General features: G+C 56.8%; 13 protein-coding genes. 5 read left to right on the plus strand and 8 right to left on the minus strand.

All coding sequences use genetic code 11. The features are described 5' to 3' along the window. Positions 1-153: 153 nt before the first annotated feature. The 3 genes from ACWJJK_RS17670 to ACWJJK_RS17680 all read right to left on the minus strand — a co-directional run bounded on the left by ACWJJK_RS17670 (position 154) and on the right by ACWJJK_RS17680 (position 4,404). A complete protein-coding gene (locus tag ACWJJK_RS17670) occupies positions 154-1,548 on the minus strand; it encodes a sigma-54-dependent transcriptional regulator (protein ID WP_454128326.1) in 1,395 nt (464 codons plus the stop codon). A gap of 7 nt (positions 1,549-1,555) precedes the next feature. Next, complete coding sequence (locus ACWJJK_RS17675; protein WP_240502349.1) at positions 1,556-3,001, minus strand: sensor histidine kinase; 1,446 nt, start codon at positions 2,999-3,001, stop codon at positions 1,556-1,558. A gap of 116 nt (positions 3,002-3,117) precedes the next feature. Further along, on the minus strand, positions 3,118-4,404 hold the full coding sequence (locus ACWJJK_RS17680; RefSeq protein WP_077727872.1) for an oligosaccharide flippase family protein: 1,287 nt from the start codon (positions 4,402-4,404) through the stop codon (positions 3,118-3,120). Between the two features lie 345 nt (positions 4,405-4,749). On the opposite strand from ACWJJK_RS17680, the gene ACWJJK_RS17685 reads away from it, so the two are divergent. The 5 genes from ACWJJK_RS17685 to ACWJJK_RS17705 all read left to right on the plus strand — a co-directional run bounded on the left by ACWJJK_RS17685 (position 4,750) and on the right by ACWJJK_RS17705 (position 9,462). After that, positions 4,750-5,100 carry a hypothetical protein gene (locus ACWJJK_RS17685; protein ID WP_143735027.1) on the plus strand — a complete coding sequence of 117 codons (351 nt, stop codon included), beginning with the start codon at positions 4,750-4,752 and terminating at the stop codon, positions 5,098-5,100. Positions 5,101-5,399: 299 nt separating this feature from the next. After that, positions 5,400-5,591, plus strand: coding sequence for a YezD family protein (locus tag ACWJJK_RS17690; RefSeq protein WP_077727870.1), 192 nt, complete (start codon positions 5,400-5,402; stop codon positions 5,589-5,591). 140 nt (positions 5,592-5,731) lie between these two features. Continuing rightward, on the plus strand, positions 5,732-7,303 hold the full coding sequence (locus ACWJJK_RS17695; RefSeq protein WP_086134948.1) for an OprO/OprP family phosphate-selective porin: 1,572 nt from the start codon (positions 5,732-5,734) through the stop codon (positions 7,301-7,303). Between the two features lie 14 nt (positions 7,304-7,317). Continuing rightward, entirely contained in the window at positions 7,318-8,361 is a 1,044-nt protein-coding gene (locus ACWJJK_RS17700) for a sulfate ABC transporter substrate-binding protein (protein ID WP_454128327.1), read from the plus strand. Positions 8,362-8,604: 243 nt separating this feature from the next. Beyond that, a complete protein-coding gene (locus ACWJJK_RS17705) occupies positions 8,605-9,462 on the plus strand; it encodes an EAL domain-containing protein (protein WP_133716755.1) in 858 nt (285 codons plus the stop codon). Here the strand turns inward: ACWJJK_RS17705 and ACWJJK_RS17710 are convergent. From ACWJJK_RS17710 to ACWJJK_RS17730, 5 genes are all read right to left on the minus strand, one after another. After that, the gene (locus ACWJJK_RS17710; RefSeq protein WP_133716754.1) at positions 9,376-10,311 is read right to left on the minus strand and encodes a hypothetical protein; all 936 of its coding nucleotides are present in this window, start codon (positions 10,309-10,311) and stop codon (positions 9,376-9,378) included. The genes ACWJJK_RS17705 and ACWJJK_RS17710 overlap by 87 nt on opposite strands. A 79-nt stretch (positions 10,312-10,390) precedes the next feature. Next, entirely contained in the window at positions 10,391-12,469 is a 2,079-nt protein-coding gene (locus ACWJJK_RS17715) for a polysaccharide deacetylase family protein (protein WP_454128328.1), read from the minus strand. Positions 12,470-12,601: 132 nt separating this feature from the next. Continuing rightward, positions 12,602-14,446: a tetratricopeptide repeat protein gene (locus tag ACWJJK_RS17720; protein WP_454129051.1), complete on the minus strand. Its 1,845-nt coding sequence runs from the start codon at positions 14,444-14,446 to the stop codon at positions 12,602-12,604. Between the two features lie 738 nt (positions 14,447-15,184). Then, positions 15,185-17,122 carry a polysaccharide deacetylase family protein gene (locus tag ACWJJK_RS17725; protein ID WP_166642502.1) on the minus strand — a complete coding sequence of 646 codons (1,938 nt, stop codon included), beginning with the start codon at positions 17,120-17,122 and terminating at the stop codon, positions 15,185-15,187. Beyond that, positions 17,122-18,456, minus strand: coding sequence for a glycosyltransferase family 2 protein (locus ACWJJK_RS17730; RefSeq protein WP_077727863.1), 1,335 nt, complete (start codon positions 18,454-18,456; stop codon positions 17,122-17,124). The genes ACWJJK_RS17725 and ACWJJK_RS17730 overlap by 1 nt, the downstream gene beginning before the upstream one ends. Positions 18,457-19,394 lie beyond the last annotated feature (938 nt).

Consider the following 19,394-nt stretch of genomic DNA (forward strand, 5'->3'; position numbering starts at 1 on the left):
TCGGCTCCCTCACCGTACAATCGAACTTAGAGTGCTCCGGCAAACCGGCCAGCAGAAACCGGAAACGGAACGAAAACCAGTCAAAAATGCGATGTCCTGTACCGGCACTGGGACGCGTTAGCCTCGTACCGGTGCTGAAAGCCGATAGCCGGATCAGCTCGATTCTTTCAGCCCGTACTTCCGGATGCGATAGCGCAGCGTTTCGCGGGTCGTGCCGAGGGCGCGGGCGGCGGCGGTGACGTTGCCGTCGTGGCGCTCCAGGGTGGTTCGGATGATGTAGCAATCCATATCGTCCAACGCCATGCTCCCGTCGAGCGGAATGAACAATCCGTCCGCGCTCGCGGCATCGATGCCCAACATCCCTTTTTCGCCGTGCCGGCGCAGCTGCAACCATTCGACCGGCAACAGCGGCCCCTCGGCGAACAGCACGCAACGCTCGATGACGTTCCGCAATTCCCGTACATTGCCGGGCCAGTCGTGCGCCCGCAATTCCGCCCAGGCCGCTTCCGGAACCACCTTGACGTGCTTGCCGGCCTTGGCGTTGAACTCGGCCACGAAAAGCTCCACCAAATCTTCCAAGTCCTCCTTGATGTCCCTGAGGGGCGGCAGGGTGAGCTTGAACACGCTCAAGCGATGGTAAAGATCGCCGCGGAATTCGCCGCGCTTGACCATGTCCTCCAGATCCCTATGGCTTGCCGCGAGGATTTGCACATCGACCGAGATTTCCTTCTCCGAGCCCAGCCGGCGGATTTTCCGGTCCTCGATCGCCTTGAGGAGTTTGGACTGAAGATCCGGAGCCATCTCGCCAATCTCGTCGAGGAACAAGGTGCCGCCTTCGGCCTGTTCGATCAATCCCCGGTGCCGTGACAGGGCGCCCGTGAATGCGCCGGCCTCATGCCCGAACAGTTCGGATTCCAGGAGCTCGCGCGGCAGCGCCGCGCAATTGAGCTCGATCAACGGGTTTTCCGCCCGTTTCCCGCCATAATGCAGGATGCGGGCCGCGAGGCCCTTGCCGGTGCCGGTTTCGCCGCCGATGATCAAGGCGCTGAAAGGCACTTGGGTCAAGCGCGTCAACATCTCGCGCACCCGCTGCGCCGCTCGGCTCTTGCCGACATAGGCCTCCGGCGAATAACGGCGATAGCGCTGGCGGACTTGCTGCGCCAGGCGCTTTTGGGCCTGGGCGCTGCGGGCGGCGGCGGCGATCACCAAGTCGAGCCGCGACATCTCGCACGGCTTTTCGAGGAAGTCGTACGCACCCAGGCGCAAAGCCCGCACCGAATCCGGCACGCTCCCGTACCCGGTGAGCAGCAGCCATTCGGTATTGGCGATCTGCCCTTGAAGCGATTCCATGAAATCCAGAGCGTTGCCGTCCGGCAGATTCATGTCGGACAGGATCAAGATCGGCTCGAATCCCTGTTCCAGCAGCAACTCTTTCGCATCCTTGAGGTCTTTGGCCCATTCCACTTCCCAACCCGCCTTGCGATAGTGGCGCGTCAGTTCGGAACCGAACAAGGCCTCGTCTTCGATGATCAGCAAGGTATTCAGCACGGCAAACTCAGACCCATTGACAAGGAAGCGTTAAACTCACCCGAGCTCCACGGGGCTCGACATTCGAAATATCCAGCTGCCCGCCCAGGTCGCGCGTGAAGCGCTGAACCATGGCCAGACCGAGGCCGGTACCGCCGGGCCGCCCGGTTGCGAAAGGACGAATGCCGGTTTGCAGGATCTCCTCGGGAAACCCAGGCCCATCGTCGGTCACCGTGAGGAGAACGTGGTCATCTCCTCGACAGGCACAAATTTCTATCGTTCCGTTTTGATCTCCGATAGCCTGCGCCGAGTTCAGAATCAGATTGAGCAAGGTCTGGCGCAGACGGCATCCCGGCAGCCGGCAGACCAAATCGTTCGATGCGCTCCAATCGAGCCTGATGTTGGGCTGGATCTGGTAACGGGTCAGCGTCACCAATTCGCGGATCAACACGCCGACGTCGCATTCGGCAACGGGCGCCGGGGTATGTCGGCCATTATCGAGCAGTTCGTTGAGGAGCCGTCCCATCCGCTTCAGCTCGGCGATGATCAAATCGACCCTCTCCGCCTGTTCGGTATCGTCGATCTCGTTGCGGAGATTGACGCAGGTCATCTGGATGCCGGCGAGAGGGTTGCGCAATTCGTGGGCGATACCGGCCGCCAGCTCGCCGACCGCCGCCAATCGTTCGGTACGGGACAGACTGGCCTGTTGCTCCAGCAAGGCCCGCGTGGCCGCGCGCACCTCCGCTTCGAGGGATTCCGCGTGGTGGCGCTTGACTTCCTCCAGCTCGGCCAGACGCTTGACCATATCGTTATAGCTATTGAACACCGGCAGCAAGAGCGGGTCGATCCGCGCGGTTTCGATCGGCGTGAAATCTTCGTGGGCGAGGCGCAGCAGCAGTTCCTTGAGGTTGTTCAGCGGCGCCAGGATTTGGCGGCGGAAGAACACTCCCCCGAACAGCAGAATGGCCGCCAGTACTCCGAATACCAGCGAGATTTCGGTACGGGTCGCCTGGCCGATCTCCTCCACCAATCTTTCCCGCTCCAGTGTCTCTTGGTCCAGCATGGCGCTGGTTATTTTGAGTGCGCGCAGCAAGAGCGCTTCCTGGCTCTCCGGGGGCAAGCGCTCCCGGCTGATTTCGACGATCAGTCTGCTGACTTCGGTCAGTTTGTTCGGCGTATCGGCCGCGACGTGATAATCATGCCGCGCCAGTTCCGCAAGCCGGGTGGAAAGCTCGGAAAGCTGTTGCGCATGCAAGCGGCGGTTTGACCCGGTCGTAAAGTACCCCGTCAGCGCGTCCTGCAATTTGAATGCGACCTCCTGAATATGATGGGCGTAGCCGACGTAGGCGCGCACGGTTTCAAACCGCTCCAGGTTGCGCCAAATCATGCCGCCGAGGAGGACGAGCACCAACAGCAAAAGGCCGAGCAGCGCCCAGCCCCTTACTTGGGCATAGCGATAGGAAAATGGTTTCACGGTCTGATTCTCAAAGGCGCGAAGATACCCATGCTCTGATTCTGTCCCCCGGCCCATGATTCGGCGGCAGCCGGTCGTTCAGGCTGCGTATTCTAGCCCAGAGAGCGAGGCTCGCTTCAAAAAGCGATCTGTCCGCCAACGGCATTCAAGTGTCGACGCGTCTGATAACGCAAGAGGACAAACAGAAAGCACATCGACAAGGAGTAGCCGTAAGCCGCGCCCACCGCGCCGAATCGCTCGGACAGATAAAAACCGAGTACCAGATTGATGACTACCGCATAACTGGTGGAAACGAATACGCTGCGGCTCTGCTTCATAAACTGTAGGTAATAGGGCGAATCCGAGAAAATGGCGTTGACCGAGGCGCCCACCGCAAGCACGCACAGCGCTTCGTAGCCATGGCTGAAATTGGGGCCGAACCAGTCGAGAATGGTTTGTCCGAGCACCACGACGACGGTCAGAAAAGCGATCGCCAGCCCGCCCACCACCATTAGCCTGTGCCGCATCAAACGCCGCAAGGACAAGCCGTCCGCGCGCTCCATGAACATCGACGTCAGCGGCAGATAAAACCGGTTCGCCGTATTGGCCAGAAGCACGATGAAAGTGCCGGTCTGCGCGGCGACGGCATAGGTGCCCACGATCGCATCGGACGGATAGAGCAGTTCCAAGACGATCACTCCCGATCCGGCCATCACGCTCAACATCCAACTGTTCAGCAACAGCGGCACCGCCCGCCGCACCCATTTGGCCCTCAAAAAGTCGGGCCGAGCCCGCCACGTATCTTCCGGCATCGTGAGCCGGGCCAACTGGTGTATCGCACTCAGGGTCCATAGCCAGGCCAAGCCATAACCGCAGGCGACGCCGACCGCCGTCATCGGCAAATCGAATAGAAAAATCAGGTAGACGAAAAAAAGAAAGCTGGTCGGCAAAAGCAAGCGGTAGATCATGACCGCCTCGATTTGCCTGCCGTTCGCCGTAACCACCTCGACCAGAAACAAGGCGGGGGCGATGGCGGGCAAGAACAGGACGAGAATGACCAGGGCGATGGGAGAATTCGCTCCCGAGGCGATGCCGAGCATCAACCCAATGAAGGCGAGGAGTAGGCTGAAAAGTACGATCGTACGCAGGGAGAAGGTCCAAAACCCCAAGCTGCGCGTCCAATCTCCTCGCTCCCGATAAACCGGAATGCAGCGCAATGCGTACTTGTCGAGTCCGAGCGTGGCCACGGTGGACAAAATGGTGATAGCGGACAGAGCTACGCTGAAATCGTCGAAATCCCGAACCGAAAGGTTGCGCGCCAGCGTGATATTGATCACGTAAAACAGCAGATAATTCACCAACGCAAGAACGCACAAGATCAGAGAGCCGGAATAATCAGCGCGCGATAAGGACTGAGTCAGCATGAATGCGAGTGTGGGTTATCGTGGAGTTCCGGCCAATCCGTTCGAGCCGATTTTGTTCTTGGTCATCGATGTGGATGTTTTGCTTGTTTTATGACCGACTGATGAAATTCGGCAATCGACTGCCCTAAAAGAGCCGCCTTGGCGCATGGTCTCCAGATTTCTATTATGCCAGTATCGGCTCGATAATTATTCGACATTCGACAAAATCATCGGGGCCTTCCCAGGTTTTCCCTAAAAGAACTTTTTCAAACATTCGTCAAAATCGAATCGCGCCGTTTCGGCGCCGTCTAAGTCAGGAAGACGTGATGAAACGACGCCGACATCCCCGAAAAACGGAGCATGATCATGAAACAGACAGGAAAAGCCCTGGCGATTATCCTGGGCTTGTGCGTCTTGAATCCACTCCTTCCGGCGGAAGAAAAACCGGCTCGACCGCAGGCGCGTTCGCCTGAAATCCAGGGAGGAGAACAACAGATAAAACGTCTGAAAGAGCGGCAAGAGTATCTATTGAAAATGCACGACCTGATGCACCAGATTCGAGATGCCAAGACTGACGAGGAGCGGGAGCGTCTCAAATTGGAGCACCTCAAACTCCTCCAGATTCGGACGTCCCCGCACGATCCGGATATGATGCAGGAACATATCCAAAAACTTATGGAACAAGGTACCGAGATGAAGGAGCGATCAAACAAATAATCAAAACCTCGCGGCCGATCTATTCGCCGGAAACGTTCGGCTCTTTGTTCCGTCTGCTTGCCTCATTTCCTCACATGCCTGCCTCGACTGCCGCCGTACAGCTTGGATTTTATTATTATTATAATTAGTTATAAGTTTTATATCTTTTATTCTTTTTAGTTTTAACCTTCGCTGTTAACATGCCTCCAACGACGATTCGGAAGCATGGCCTTGTCCCTCACAAAGCACACGGAATCAAGGCGCCCGAACGCGGAACCGTAGGATAAAGACTAAACAGGAAAATAGCCAAGGCTTGCGCTATGACGCTCAACAACCGTTTGCCTTATCAAGCTTCACAAACATCGCTGACAACCCAAAAGATCCTGGAAGCCTTGCAGGGGCTACGTTTTGGCTCGGTCGAGATCATCGTGCATGACGGACGCATCGTCCAGATCGAACGCAAGGAAAAGCTTCGCCTCAATCTCGCCTGTCCCGCCGCGTCCGCGGACTAAGACAGCGATCAGCAGTACACATTCTTTTTTCCATTATCGAAATCAGCCCACCGGTTCACCGGAGGTTCAACAAGAAAAATACGACTCGGCACGCTGACCGGATCACCGGAACTGCCTGAATGTGATAAGGGGTCACGATCATGCAAAACCGATGGTCTTTACTGTGGGCGGCGGGGGTGGGCAGCGCCTGGCTGGGGTTCGCACCCGAAGCTTCGGCCATTACTGCCGAACAGCGTTTCGAAAAGCTGGAACGCCACATCCTGGAACTCGAAAGACGACTCGAAGCCTCAGAGGCGGAAAACCAGAAGCTGCGTTCGAAGAAGCCCGCATCCACATCAACGGCATCCGAGCCGGACGTGAAAGCGCTCGATCAAAAGGTGAAAATTTTGGAACGCAAACTGGAAGTCGAACACGAGGTCACCGAAGCCAACGCCAAGAAAACGCCGCGGGTAGAAGCCGGTTCCGCCGGTTTCAGAATCACCTCGCCGGATGGGGACCACCAACTCAGGTTACGCGGCTACGTCCAGGCCGACGGCAATATCTTCATGGACGATTCCTCGGGCGATGCCATCGCGGACAAGTTCACCATCCGCCGAGCACGCTTGAACTTCGACGGCACCTTGTTCAAATACGCCGACTTCCGCATTGCGCCTGACTTCGGCGGAGGTCAATCCCGGCTCTTCGACGCCTACCTGGATCTCCATTACTTGCCTTTCGCCAGTCTCAACGTAGGCAAACAAAAAGCGCCGATCAGCTTGGAGCGTTTGCAGTCGGCCACCGCATTGACCTTCGCCGAACGCGCTTACCCCACGCAATTGGCACCGAACCGTGACGTCGGCGTTCTGCTGCACGGCGAATTCGCCAAACCCGGCTACACCACCCAGTATGGCGGTCCGCACAATTTCAACGACTTCATCACCTATCAGTTGGGCGTATTCAATGGCGCTCGCGACAATGGATTCATCGACACCGATTTGAATGACGATTTCGAGTTTCAAGGACGGGTGTTCGCCCATCCCTTCCAGCACAGCGGCATCGGACCTTTGGAAGGACTCGGTCTCGGCGTTGCCGGCAGTTGGGGACACCCGCGCAACGAAACAAGCATCCCCGGACTTACCAGCCCCGGACAGCAAAGAATCCTGAGGTATAGCGAAGCCAACAGCACGGCCACGGCCACCTCGGTAAACGGCTATCACTATCGGGTCTACCCGCAGCTGTACTGGTATTGGGGACCGTTCGGACTGCTCAGCGAATATGCCATCTCATCTCAGGAACTCCGCCGATCCACAATCACCGGCCCTACCATCAATGCGAAGACGAGGCAGGACAATACCGCTTGGCAGGTGGCGCTCTCCTATGTCCTGACCGGCGAGGACAGCAGCTTCAACGGCGTAAAGCCCCGCCATGCGTTTAATCCGTTCAACGGCCAATGGGGCGCGTGGCAAGTCGCGGGACGTTGGAGCGAGCTGGATGTTGATGACGATACCTTTCGCGATTTCGATCCGCGTGCGACCAGCACGCTCTTTTTCGCCAACCCGGCCCAATCCGTCAGCAAGGCGACCTCCTGGGCGCTGGGCTTGAACTGGTATTTGAACAATAACGTAAAAGTCATGGCCGATTACGAGCAGACCCATTTCGACGGCGGCGCAGCCGGCAACGGCGACCGGCCCACCGAAAAGATCTTTTTCACCCGATTCCAGTTCTCTTATTAAAAGGAGCCAGCCTCATGACACTCAAAAATTTAAGAAACACCTTGAACACCGCTCTGCTCGGCATAGCCTTGGCCGCTTCGTCCACCACCGAAGCCGCCGCCGTCAGCCTGCTTAATGTCTCCTACGACCCCACCCGCGAGTTTTACGAAGAATACAACGCGGCCTTCGCCAAGTACTGGCGCGAGAAGACCGGGGACACGGTTACCGTCAAACAATCCCACGGCGGCGGCGGCAAGCAGGCTCGCGCGGTAATCGACGGGCTGGACGCGGACGTGGTGACGCTGGCCCTGGCTTACGACGTCGACCAGTTGTATCAAAAAGCCAAGCTGATTCCGGAAAACTGGCAGTCGCGTCTGCCCAATAACAGCGCCCCCTATACCTCCACCATGGTGTTCCTGGTGCGCGAGGGAAATCCCAAGGGCATCAAGGAGTGGGACGACCTCGCCAAGCCCGGCGTTTCGGTGGTCACGCCCAATCCGAAAACATCGGGCGGCGCCCGCTGGATCTATCTCGCCGCCTGGGGCTACGGACTGAAAAAGCACGGAAACGAGGCAGCCGCCAAGGACCTGGTGCAGAAGATCTACAAGAATGCGGCGGTATTGGACACGGGAGCGCGCGGCTCGACCGTTACGTTCGCCGAGCGGGAAATCGGCGACGTACTGGTCACCTGGGAAAACGAAGCCCATTTGATACTCAAGGAATACAGCCGATCCAGCAGCACGGAATACGGCAGACAGAAGTTCGAGATCGTCACGCCGTCCCTCAGCATTCTGGCCGAACCGCCGGTTACGGTGGTCGACAAGGTGGCCAAGCGCCACGGCACGGAAGAGCTTGCAACGGCTTATTTGCAATACCTCTACAGCAAGGAGGGCCAGGATATCGCCGGCAAGCACTTCTATCGGCCCGGCGATCCGGAAGTTTTGGCCAAATACGGCAATCAGTTCAAGAAGCTCGAGCTTTTCAAGATCTCGGATGTTTTCGGCGACTGGAACAAGGCCCAAAAGACCCATTTTTCGGATGGCGGCGTGTTCGATCAGATTTACGGCTCAGGACGCTAAGCGTTTTCCGGTTTGCCTGAGTAGGTCGGCAATCCCTTGCCGACAACAGCGTCGGGAAAGGATTCCAGACCTACTTGCCGACCGCGGGAGCCTTAAACCCGCTGGCAGACCGGGATCGTCTGCCGCCTCTGTGGTTACTTTATGGAATCTCTGATTAAGTCCTTCGACAGGCCTGTCCTGAGCTTGTCGAACCATGAACGGAATCCACTTGTTCAGAGCTTCCTTATGCAAAGGAGCTTTCCCATGCCTCTGCGACAACTCGTGGAATATTTCAATCAGCGCTTCGCCGAAGAGCAAGGACTTAACAGTCCGCCGCTCCGGCTTAAAGGCACGCGGGTCGAAGGATATCTCGGGGATCTGCATGTCGGCAGTATTCTCCAGCCGGTGCGGCTTGCCGAATCGCCGTCGCTGGTAATCGGCCACGACGCATCCTCGTTCATACCGGACGAGACGAATGGTTCGAATCGGCCGCTTCACGGCCCGGCCGCGGATGAAGCTCTCAACATCGTGAACCTCGACCGTCTGACCCGTACGGTTCACATGCTCAACTACCTGCCGGTCGCCCACCAGGACGGACACCTGTTCCTGCACGTGCACCCGCGCCATGTCCTCGCGGTGAAACGGGACCACGGCGCTTATTTCGAAGAAATCATCCGACGCTGCGGCCTCTCGACCCGCCGCGTGGTCATTACGCTGCAGATCAGCCCCATTTACGACCGCCATCTGGTTCTGCTGCTCGAAAGGCTGAGAAACTACCGCGACCGCGGCTACTCGACGGCGATCAAATTCGACGACCGCGCCGGCGAAAGCTTCCTTGAGCGGTATTGCATCGAATTCCTCTACCGCTTCACGCCAGATTTCGTGCGGTTCGACACCCGATTTTTCCCGAAATTGGCCCGCGATGCCGAGAATTACCGACGGCGATCTTCTCTGCTATTGGCCGTTCGCCGCTTGGACACCCAATTATTGATCGAGGGCGTCAACAGCGAGGCCGATGCCGACGTGGCGAAGCTGCTACAGGCCGATTTGGTCAAAGGAAGCTACTACGAACGGAATGCCGTTCGGGGGGTGGAGCGGAGCCTCGCCGATTGCATGGAATAGCGTCGTGCTCTCGTTGCGGTGGACGGCGTCGGCTATATCCTGTTTCTCGATCGCCTCGTAATGATCGAATCGGATATCCATGAAATCGGTACGGATGCCCGCATAGCCTTCGTTCAGAAGCGGAGCGACCGGGGAGCCCGTATCTTCGACCTCGAGCACCTTGGTCCAGTCGGCCCCGAGTAGAGGATCATTCAGATAAAGCGCAATGATGACATTGCCGGCAGCATTGTCCGATATAACCGTTCTCAAACCAATCCATTGGTTGGTAGGAATAAGATTGGGTTTAGAAACGCGGTCATATCCCCCCTGATAGATCCCTACGGTTTTCAGCGTATAGTATTTCCCGTTGAGCTTTTTCTTGATTACCGCATAACCATCGACACGTATTCCGGCGTAATACAGATTATCGCCGTTCTGATATCGATGAAAAAACAATACTCCATTGGATTCGTTCCGATTCGGACTACCCGACGCATTGATCCGCTCGATATTGAAATAGACTTGTTGAGTAAAATTCTTGAATTTCGATCGTGTGACTAGGCGGAATATATTTTGTGGCCGATACCCATCATCGGTATCGACCGGATTGGTCGTGGCATACAGCAACCGCCACTGATCATCGTCGGCAAGCTTTCCCTGCACGGTCATTCCTATTCCGCCTGACCGGTAGAAATAGGCCCCGGAGTTCAGCCACCAATCGTTGTCGTTACTGTCGCTCATGTCGGCCGTCTCATAAAGCACGACATCGCTATCGAATCCGTCCGAAAATCCCGAGGCCGAAGGTGCAGCAATCATCCCGACCGCGGCAACGAACATGGTTAAAGGTTTGAACAAGCTCACTGCGTCCATGTCTGATTGATCCTATTCCTAGTCAATTGTCCCTTGAAGCCGATAAAAATCCTTCAGATACAGCCCGTCGGAATGAGTGTCAAAACTCGATCAAGGCGCCGGCGATGGCAGCAAAGTTAGAATAGGTCGCAGCCTCGTACCTCGAAGCCGTTACATACAAACTAAAGTTGTCGGCCACGTTCCATTTGACACTGCCACCCGCACTCAGCTGAAAACTAAAATCGGTGCCGGCTTCTTTGCCAACACCCGGAGCCACGGTGACCTCTGCGGAGACCGCATCGCCGAGCCGGGTTCTTAAGCTGAAAGGCGCCATCAATCCGAAATAGTTGTCCGGTGTCCAGAACAAGTCGCTCATTTTACGCGTATCGTCGAAGGTGAACTGTGCGCCTATGCTAAAGTCCGGATCTTTCCAAAACCTGTTTTCGATAAGAACTTCGGTCCGGTTACGCTCGTTGTTATCGCTATAAGAGAAGAAATAATGGTTGGCCGCTAAGCTGAGCGTATCCAAGGCCCTGAGCTTGAATCCGCCTACGGCCCTGAAAAACGAGATATGATTGGCTATGGCGCCCGCCGTGTTGACATAGCTGTGATCGGCTCCGATCGAGAAATCGACGTTATCGCCTATGCCGGTATTGAAATGAATCGAGCCCAACGGATAGGTCGGAGAGGAGTCTGGGGAACCGGCGGGAGACGATCGGCTCGAAAAACCGGCAGCCCCCGCCGAAAATGCGATCGCTGAACGCGGCCCCAGCTCGTTCAGCTCATACCGCAGTTTGCCCTCGAATTGGTGGCCTACTGCCTGAAAGTCCGTTTCCACCGGCGCTCCGCCCGTTCCTGACGGCCTCAAGTCGACGGTCTGATCGAAATCGATGTATCTGTAATAGCCCCAAAAGGAAAGTCTGTCCGAAATACCGTAATTCACGGATGGCGCAATGCTGAAGTACGACCGATCCGAGTTGTCTTCAAAGTACAGTCCCTCGATTTGCATAATCGGTCTGAGACGGCGGTCTAGCTCGGCCAGCTCGTGGCGAATCACCGGGTCATTCGGACGAAGAACCGTCGCCTTCTCCAAACGCTCGCGAGCACCCGCATGATCTCCGCTCCACCGGAGCACTTTTCCCGTCCTGACGAGCAGTTCCGCATCGTCCATCGCCCCTTCCCGCCCTAACCGATCGAAGATCTCCATGGCTTGCGAATATCGGCCCGCACTGGCGTAAAGCAACGCCAACTCATTAGAGGTCGATGCGATAGGATCGATGGCCTTCAAGCGCGCAACAAGATCGTTTCCGGTGTACTCGCGCGGAACTTCAAACCGTGGGAGATAGAATCGAGGAGAATTCCTGGTCAGGAGATAGTCATTCTCCACGTGAAAGGCCATCCGAAAATATTTTTCCGGAAGCTGCCGGTTGAGCTTGAAAGCGGCAGGCTCATTGGACAGCGATTTATGTCCTTGGTCGCTGTAGGGAAACGAAAAGGCGATAATCTTCGAACCCGGCACTTCCCGACTCAGAACATCCCGGCAGTCGCGATAATCCGCTTCGATCCGAGCGGCGTACTCCTCATAGGTTTCCAGTCGGCCCTCCCCGTCCAGCCACATTCGGTTGACCAGAAACCTTCCCAAATGGCCGTCCTTATCGACGGGCACATAGTGCTGTCCTTCGGTACTGTGACATTGCATATCCCAACGTCCCGTCGCAAAGTAGCGCCTGATTTCCGGCCAGGCGACGGTATAGGCGCCGCGGGTGGCAACATCCGCCACCGGCACGAACATCGTTGCCTTGAATCCGGTCTCCGCGAGAACCGGATCCGCATTCCGAAAACTGTCCGAGCGAGCATCATCGAAGGTGATGAGTATCGGTTTAGGGGGCAGATTCGCATCTTTTTTCTCGAGAAAATCGAGAAGCTGATCCATGGTGATGGATTGATAACCTTCTTTCTTGAGCGCGATCAGCTGGTCTCGGAATTGCCTCAGCGGCACCGTATCCTCTCGATTCGAGCCGGTGATACCGTGATAGAGAAGAACCGGAATGCTCGGCGATTCGGTGTTTTCATAAAGTGCGTTCAGCGCCTCCAACGCGCGGCCCTGTTCGCCGCTATAAAACGTCAACTTGGCCAGATTCTGCTGTAGGGTGACTTTGCCCGGATATAGAGGTTCCATCACTTCAAGCATATCGCGCGCGGCAGAAAAATCGCCCTGCCCCCAATACGCATTGACCAGCTGTTGGAGCGTACGGCCAGAATTCGGATACTTCGCATGAAGCTGTTCGGCGAGCTCGACGGCCTCGGCGATCTATCCCCGCAAACGTTTTGCCTCTATGAGCTCTATCGGCCCTCCGCTCTTGATCGGATCCAGTGCCGCGGCATGCTCGAATTCCTGAAGCGCCACCGCGTAATGAATGGCAGAAGCCTCCTGCTTACCCTCTTTGTCGAGGCGCCCAGCCAGTTCAAGATGCAGATTTCCGAGCCGGATCAACCGGTCCGGAGATGGCGCGACGGCGGTCAGCCGCGTAAGCCAGCGAACGCCAGCCTCGGTGTCTCCGGAGTAGACGGCATCATCTGCAATCAGGCCTAAGGCATTTACATTGTCCGGTTCTTGCTCGAGGACCTGCTTGGCGAGCCGTACCGCGTCCTCATGACGCCCTGCCCAAACCAGAAGCCGAGCAAGCCTGATTGTCCATTTACTGTCTTCCGGATGCTTGGCAACGAGGAATCTCCACTCCGACTCCGCCCGCTCCCAATTACCGAGCGCGGTATAGTGCTCGGCGAGCCTCGCGCGGGCGACATCCTTCTCGGGATGGGCTGCCAAATAGCGTTTCAGGACTTCGACGGCTTCATCGTACCGATGCTCATTCCAATACGCGTGGGCAAGACCCAATGTCGCCAGATAATCGTCGGGCGAAGCCTGCAGACTCTGTTTCAGATAGGCAATCGACTCCTCATTTCTCCCGAGATCGGCCAATAGGGTGCCTAGGCGGCGCAAATGCTCGGGGGCGTGATCAAGTTCCACCAGCGATCGTAAAATGGCCTCCGCCTCCTTCCGATTTCCGGTAGAGGTCAAGTTCTCGACGAGAGCCAGTTTGGCTTCCACATTCTCGGGCGAGCGATCCAGGATGGACCTGATCTCTCGCTCGGCCGAAGCATAATCCTTCTGCGCCGAGAAAATCCTTGCTCTGCCGAGGTGCGCCGCTTCGTCCCCCGGTGCTTTTTGCACCACCTGCGCGTAATAATCGAGCGCCTGAGACAAAAGCTGGTCCTGCTCGCTAGCCCGGCCGAACGCCAAAAGAGTCGGTACGTCGCCCGGAAAATCCTTCAAAAGACCGCGCCAAATCTCATAGGCCCGCTGACGCTGTCCGAGCCGCCTAAGCTTTGAGCCCAACTGACGCCAACCCGCGACCAAATCATCGTCACGCTGAATCTGAAGACATTTTCTGTAATATTCGGCCGCTTCCTCATATCGGCCGAGCTCGGCCAGGGTGTGGCCAAGGCGCCGCTGGTTTGCCGGCACCGGTTCCGCCTTTACCAAGGGTCTCAAGATCTCCTCGGCGTCTTTGTACCGCTGCTGGCCTATCAAGGCATCGGCAAGAAGCGAGCTCACTGCGGCATCCGCAGGAGCACGCTTCATCACGGCCCGAATCTCCCGCTCGGCAGGCTTATACGCTCGCTGGGCCAAAAAAATCCGAGCCCTTCCGAGATGAGCCTGTTCCTCTTCCGGATCGTTTTTCATTACCCGCGAATAATAATCAAGTGCCCGGTCCCAATGGCGATCCTGCTCAGAGGCCTTGCCCAGAGCCAACAGAATCGACACATCGTCGGGAAAGGCCGCGAAAAGATCCGTCCAGATTTTATAAGCACGCGTCTTCTCGCCCAGCGCCCAATAGCTCCAAGCGAGCCCCCGCCAAGCCGCCACCGAGCCTTTATCGATCGCGATCGCCCGCTCGTACTCGCGGCGAGCGTCTTCATACTTCTTCTCGGAATAGAGCGCATCGGCGTGGTTCAAAACCGTGTCGGCGGATTCGGAAGTCGACTCCTCTGCCGTGACTGCGGCCGCGAATACGAGGGCGATCAGGCTGAGCAATACACGTTCGAAGATGAGGCTTGCGGCCGACGGGCCGAAGAAATGACAGTTCCCTAACATCACACGCTGACTCTTCTTAGTTTGAATTCGTATCGAGCAACGGAGCCGGATTCACCGCGCGGATACAGCAAGCATCACACAGCGATGAAAAGCCAACGGCAATCCGGCCGTTGTCATTCGCTTGCGTATCCGCGACGGCTAGCCGCCGCGGATGCGCAAGCGCAGAGATGGACTTCACTGAATCCCGAGCGCTGAAGTCATACAAGATCGCCGGGGGGATCGTCGCCGGACGCTGGCAATCGATCCATGAGGCGCCGCCCGGCAAGAGTCCCCGGAAACCGGACGCGCAGCGGCAGGGGGCGTGCGCTGAGGCAGCACATTGCGTGCCCGCCCGGAGAATAAGAATGGTAATGATGAGACGCCGCGAGAGGCATCGCGGGCGAGGAGTATGGCGGCTGCGATAGGCGGCAGCCCCGCCAGCGACAGATCGAGAATCGACAGTACTTTCCTTTTCCTCCTTGGCCTGCCTACTGCTCCAACCGAAGTCTTCCCCACAGTCATCGTCCTTAAGATCGACAAGCTTTTCATTATTTGACCTCCTCTTCTTGGATAGCCGAAACCGCTACCCTCATCCACTCGTACCGACAGCCCGTGTCCTGCCGACTGCCTATCCGATTATAGCCATACTTTACCGCTGGCTGTCCAATACGATGAATCCGATGATTTGTTTCATCTGCTTGCCAAGATCTGTGCCATTGGAAATTTTCTGCGCCACGTTTCCCGTGGCTCCGACTGCCGTCACGGCACAGAAGCCACGGTATATTCATCTTCAGAGACTATGTTGCCCCCATCCTTCACCAGCACCAAGTCGTCGCGGCTGAGAGAGAATACGTCCTGCCCTATGTCGCCAACCATGGTGACGGCCAAGATCTTGCCCTTCGCCGCCATGCGCGCGTCGAGATTGGCGAGAAAGTCTTTCGATTGCCGATCCCCGGCGGTGGAGCGTTTCATGATGATGTTCAGGCCGTCGAATGCTGGGTCTGCCGCCCAATTCAATGCCTGCTCGGCCAGCGCGACGGTCTCGGATGACCGAATGTTGTCCTCAAGGATCAAGGCCGGCAAAAACTTGAGCCGATGATGGCGGGCGAAGATCTCCACGGCAAGGTCGCGATTCTCTACCTCTTTATGCGTGCCCCCGCTCGCCCAGGTGAAATACTTTGGGCTGAGCATGTATAGATCATCGACTTCGCGGCGAAGCTTTGTCCAGGCGGCTGCCCCGGGTATCGCGGCCACGATCCCGTATTTTTGCGGCAACGGTTCTGCCTTTACCCAGTTCAGGCGCACGGATGCGCTGCCCGCGCCCGCCGGATCCTCATCGCTTTCGTTCCAGACCGCGAGCGTTAAGGGACCGTAATCGGATCCCGCAGGCATCTCGGCCGGCCGCTTTAACAGCGGACGTCCGTTTACCGATGCGACCACTCGGGAATCAACGACTCGCAACGCTAAGGTGATAGTCCCTGAAAGCACTTCCCGACTCGCGAGTTGATTGAAGCTACCGTCCTTATTGCGTGCCTGGAGCAGAGCCAGCCCCTCGGAAACGCCCAGCCGGACGAACGGCTCGCCTTGTCGTTGCCGCAAGGAAATCCAAAATTGACCTTGCGGTTGTCCCTCGAGTTGCACTTCCACGCCGGCATTTTGCCAATGCTCCGTGCCGCCGAGCATGACCAGCGCCCCCTGCTCTCCCTCCTTGCTGGCCACCCGAAGCGCGCCATCCTCGATGGCGATTTCGCCTCTGTCCACCACCCAGTCCGGGGCAGAACGAGCGGCTTGAAAGTGATCGATGAAAGGCTTCCGGCGCGGTGCATGGGCTTCGAGCCGAGCGAGCAGATCCGCTTCGCTCCACTCCTTCGACACCCGAATTCGTCTGAGACCGGACCAGGGGTCATCCCGGTAGTTGGCTCCCCAAAGACCGGTAACAAAACCCACGGAAAGAGACGCCGCTTTCAAGGTCTGGGGCCAGATGTCGGCTTCGCCGCTCTGATCCGCGTTCCAGGCACGCGAACAATCCGCGGCGATAATGGGCTGTCCGAGCCGCTGCTCCAGTACCTTGCGCTCTCGGGCGTATCTCTGCGCCAGAACTTCGGTCGATGTAAAGCCTCCAACACCGGAATCCTGACAGCCGGATACGCCCACTTCCCAGCGACCGCTCTTGACCAGCTGTTTGAGTCTGTGCCAAGAAACCATGTGGATATTGGCCTGATCCAGCAAGCTCGGATTGACGAATACGACTCCCGTCATGCCCACGGACGCGAACACCTCGTCCGCGGTCTCCAGGGTTTCCCTGTACGCTTCGTCGAATGTCAGCAGCAGAGGTTTTTCCGGCAGCGCAGCCTCGTCATCAAGCTGCCACCGGCGCACTTGTGCGAGCCGCACCGTGGAATAACCGGCCTTTTTCAAAGCTGTCATATCAGCCCGGAATGACTCCGTCGGAATCGCGGAGTCGCGCGAGGAGCTGATCTTGCCGAACACCAGCGCGACGAACGCTTCTCTCTCCTGCCCAGCCATAATCGGGGCCGGCGGGGGCGAGGACGACGCGCTCGACATGTATTCCACACCTTGCAGAATCGCTGTCACCGTGACGGCCAAGGCTATCCACCAAAACAGATTGCGCCAATGTCCGACCGGGTGCGCGCTGCTGGGAAACTCGCTTACGACAACTGTTTGCTTCGTGGCCATCACCGCGTCCCCCATCCGTTGTTTCGCTGAGTGGCAATCGCATACGGCATCTGCCAGACCAAGAAGATCATGTAATAAATCGTAAAATAAAGGCCATAAATCCAGTTTCTATCGGATTTCCAGAAAAGGTAATAAGCCGAAAACATAAGCCCTATCATTACCGTGCCGAGAAAGTACACCATCGGCGATATGAAATCGTTATTGGCGATCGGCAGCCATAGACACATACGAAGTATCAGGATGGGAGCCACTATCGGGAACAGCAATTGGGCATAAAAAGCGACGGCTGCAAGCGGAGGTTTTTTCCACATAAAAGTCGCTGCGATTAAACTTTCTCGGAACCACGACTTTTTCCAGCGCAGCTGCTGTTTGAGAAATTTCCGATGCTTTTCGGGGACGATAGTCGTAGCAATCGCTTCTCCCGAGTAAATCACGCGATATTTGCGCAGCAGCATATTGGTCAAGCTGCGGTCATCTCCGAAGGTAGCGCGAACGCCGAGAAAATGCTGGTTGAGCCAGCGATCGAGAACCTCCATCACACAACTACGGCGGTAAGCGGAGAAACAACCGGGACAGCAGGTAACGGCGCCGAATATACTCTCAGCGGCCTTGATAACTCGGAATGCCACATAGTAGCGTGCCTGTTGCATCCGGGTGAGGCCATTTTCTGCGACGTTTGCGACCTCGGTATGTCCGGCTACCGCGGCGACCGTGGGATCGGCAAAGCCCTGGACGATTTTTTTTATCCCATCTCGCCGGACAAAACTGTCCGAGTCCACATAAACCAGGATTTCCCCGCTCGATACGCGGGCTCCGGCCGCCATCGCCTCGCGTTTCCCTTTATTGCGATCGAAGGACACCAGTGTGAGTTGCGGCCAGCGTTCTTGAGCGCGACTGACTTCCCTCAATGTACCGTCGGTCGATCCATCGTCGACGACAATCACTTCGAAATTCTCGGGCGGATAATCGACGGAATAACAGCATTCGACAGTTCGGTAAATCGCTTCTTCTTCGTTGAAAGCGGTAATGATGATACTGACTGTAGGCGCTATACCGACATCCTTCGGCGGTTTATAGAAAACGGAAAGCACGAAGCGCGAAATAATAAATACTCCAACCGTAATCGAGTAGGCATTCACGAACGGCTGGTACCAGTAATAGGTAAAATTGCTCCAGCGTACCCCCAATACGACCGCCATGCATAATGCTATCAATGCTATTGCGATCAGACGAATGAATGTGCGGTTAAATCCCGTAGATTCGGGATTAGTGGGGTGCTGAATATTCTGGTCGGGCAAGCTTTCTAAAGACAGGAAATATTCCGTTGTTGACATTCGTTTTCTCCTTAAAACAGCTATTGACCGGCAGCAATAGCGGAATGTCGAAAGCCTCGATGTGGTGGGCCGAGGCCGATCAAAACCCGATCGGGAAATCGAGACAGCTTTTCAATAAGCTTGATTGAAACCTGGCGACGCTCGCGCTATCGAGGACCACCAGACTAGCCTGCATTTCTCACACCCTTTCGTCGCGAGGGCGTCGAGACGCCGCTGTGGCGCGCCGCACGGACTGAGCGACGGCGAAGGCGTAGCTGACACTACGTCGAGCCGGCGAGAGGGGCGAGGCGGAGAAGCCCATCCTCCGGTGAAGGATGGGCCCGCTGAGCGGGCGGCCACGGAAGGCTGCCCTGGACTTTGTGCGCAGCCGGATGGCGTAGCGCAAAGACGGCGTGTCACAGTGAGTGGAAGGGTCGCGACTAAAGCGACCGTTTGCGATTGGGCGGCGTCCGCAGTAGGAAGGGTCGCTTCGGCGCTCCGGGAGCGACCGTTTGCGATTGGAAGGGCATCTCTGACGCTCCCAGAGATGCCGTTTGCGATTGGAAGGGGCCGACTAAAGGCCCGTTTGCGATTGGAAGGGGTGTGAGAAATGCGGGCTAGTACTTTTCCTGCAATCGTTTTCATACGACATCATCCTTATCCTTGTCGGTATGTAGGCGTGAAGACAGCAAATGCCGATTATTTCGCCCGGCCGCGTCCTTGAGATCCGCGAGTCTCGCTCGACGAATGCCCCTCGCCGGGAAGCAATCCTAATCAAAGATGAACGGCCGGATTGCGCACAAAGCGCCTTTTCCAGACGCTGCCACAGTTCAGTCAATTTTTGTGCCAGACATTCATCTATTTGTTCTTCAATACACTTTCTAGGTAACACGGAAATTGGCGCCGTAAAGTCCCTGAAACATCCGGATCCTTCGATGTTTCGTAGAAACCTGATATGC

This window comes from Methylocaldum gracile, assembly GCF_053646815.1.

What these genes read in the sequence shown, in the direction of transcription:
- ACWJJK_RS17725 (WP_166642502.1), bottom strand. Translation starts at nt 17,122, where the DNA reads ATGGCCACGAAGCAAACAGTTGTCGTAAGCGAGTTTCCCAGCAGCGCG.
- ACWJJK_RS17720 (WP_454129051.1), bottom strand. Translation starts at nt 14,446, where the DNA reads ATGTTAGGGAACTGTCATTTCTTCGGCCCGTCGGCCGCAAGCCTCATC.
- ACWJJK_RS17680 (WP_077727872.1), bottom strand. Translation starts at nt 4,404, where the DNA reads ATGCTGACTCAGTCCTTATCGCGCGCTGATTATTCCGGCTCTCTGATC.
- ACWJJK_RS17690 (WP_077727870.1), top strand. Translation starts at nt 5,400, where the DNA reads ATGACGCTCAACAACCGTTTGCCTTATCAAGCTTCACAAACATCGCTG.
- ACWJJK_RS17705 (WP_133716755.1), top strand. Translation starts at nt 8,605, where the DNA reads ATGCCTCTGCGACAACTCGTGGAATATTTCAATCAGCGCTTCGCCGAA.
- ACWJJK_RS17700 (WP_454128327.1), top strand. Translation starts at nt 7,318, where the DNA reads ATGACACTCAAAAATTTAAGAAACACCTTGAACACCGCTCTGCTCGGC.
- ACWJJK_RS17710 (WP_133716754.1), bottom strand. Translation starts at nt 10,311, where the DNA reads ATGGACGCAGTGAGCTTGTTCAAACCTTTAACCATGTTCGTTGCCGCG.
- ACWJJK_RS17685 (WP_143735027.1), top strand. Translation starts at nt 4,750, where the DNA reads ATGAAACAGACAGGAAAAGCCCTGGCGATTATCCTGGGCTTGTGCGTC.
- ACWJJK_RS17715 (WP_454128328.1), bottom strand. Translation starts at nt 12,469, where the DNA reads ATGGAACCTCTATATCCGGGCAAAGTCACCCTACAGCAGAATCTGGCC.
- ACWJJK_RS17695 (WP_086134948.1), top strand. Translation starts at nt 5,732, where the DNA reads ATGCAAAACCGATGGTCTTTACTGTGGGCGGCGGGGGTGGGCAGCGCC.
- ACWJJK_RS17730 (WP_077727863.1), bottom strand. Translation starts at nt 18,456, where the DNA reads ATGTCAACAACGGAATATTTCCTGTCTTTAGAAAGCTTGCCCGACCAG.